The organism is Bradyrhizobium cedriense, from assembly GCF_054602315.1.
The window spans coordinates 1-1,387 of record NZ_JBTSWB010000024.1 but is presented as its reverse complement, the minus strand read 5'-3'; the positions used below and the strand labels follow the sequence as shown (position 1 = coordinate 1,387).

The following is a 1,387-nucleotide window of genomic DNA, read 5'->3' as shown; positions in this document are numbered from 1 at the left end:
TTTGTGATTCCCTCGAATCTCGAGCTGTGATTCCCTGCTGCAGGCGGTGACGAGCGGAGGATTCGATGCGGCCACGGGAGCGTCGGGAGAGCGGCGATCAGGATCTGTTTCGTTCACGGCTTGACCAGATCATCGACACGGAACACGCGCTGGTGAAGCTGGCGCGGACGATCGATTGGGGATTTCTGGAGGCGAAGTTCGGAGCGGTCTACACCGATGACCCCGGCCGTCCGCCGCTGCCGACGCGCTTGATGGCGGGGCTGGCCATTCTCAAGCACACTTATGACCTGTCCGACGAGGTGCTTTGCGAGCGCTGGGTCGAGAACCCCTATTACCAGTTCTTCTGCGGCGAGGAGTTCTTCCAGCACCGGCTGGTGTTCGATCGCTCGTCGCTGACGCGCTGGCGCAACCGCATGGGCGAAGAGCGGCTGCAGGCGCTGATCCAGGAGAGCCTGTCGGTGGCCGCCAGGACCAAGGCGATCAAGCCGTCCGACCTATCCCAGGTGATCGTTGACACCACGGTTCAGCCCAAGAACGTGACGTTCCCCACCGATGCAAAGCTTCTGAACCGGGCGCGCGAGAAATTGGTGCGGTTGGCGAAGCTGACCGGGGTATCTTTGCGCCAATCCTATGCGCGGGTGGGCAAGTTCGCCCTGATCCAGCATCAGCGTTATGCCCATGCCAAGCAGTTCAAGCGCGCCAACCGGATGCTGAAGAGGCTGCGCACCTATCTCGGCCGTGTCATCCGCGACATCGGCCGCAAGATCGACGGCAATGCCACGCTCGATGGGAGATTTGCGAAGCTCTTGATGCTGGCGCGGCGGGTGCGCGAGCAGCAACAGCGCCAACGCGGACCGAAGGTCTATTCGCTGCATGCGCCGGAAGTCGAATGCATCGGCAAAGGCAAGGCTCACCGGCCTTACGAGTTCGGCGTCAAGGTCTCCGTCACCACCACGCTCAAGCACGCCGCGGGCGGTCAGTTCGTCACCCATGTCAAGGCGCTGCCGGGCAATCCCTATGACGGCCATACGCTGGCGACGGTCATCCCGGAGATGGAGGCGCTGGTCGGCAATACCATCGAGCGCGCCTTCCTCGACAAGGGATACCGCGGCCACAATGCGCCGCCCGACTACAAGTTCAGGATCTTCCTCTCCGGCCAGAAGCGAGGAGTGACGCCGAAGATCAAGCGCCAACTGCGCCGCAGGTCCGCCGTCGAACCCGTCATCGGCCATCTCAAGGCCGAGCACCGCATGGGCCGCAACTATCTCTGGTTCAAGCACGGCGACGCCAACAACGCCGTCCTCGCCGCCGCTGGCTACAACTTCCGCCGTCTCATCCGATGGCTCAGGCTTTTGCTGTGCCAAATCCTGGCCGCGCTCTTCACCGA

Annotated in this window: 1 protein-coding gene; it reads left to right on the top strand. The window is 62.9% G+C overall.

Features of this window, described 5'->3' with window-relative positions; translation table 11 throughout:
* Window positions 1–65 precede the first annotated feature (65 nt).
* On the top strand, window positions 66–1,387 hold a 1,322-nt coding region (locus ACYCVF_RS36730), incomplete at its 3' end, for an IS5 family transposase (protein WP_459607648.1).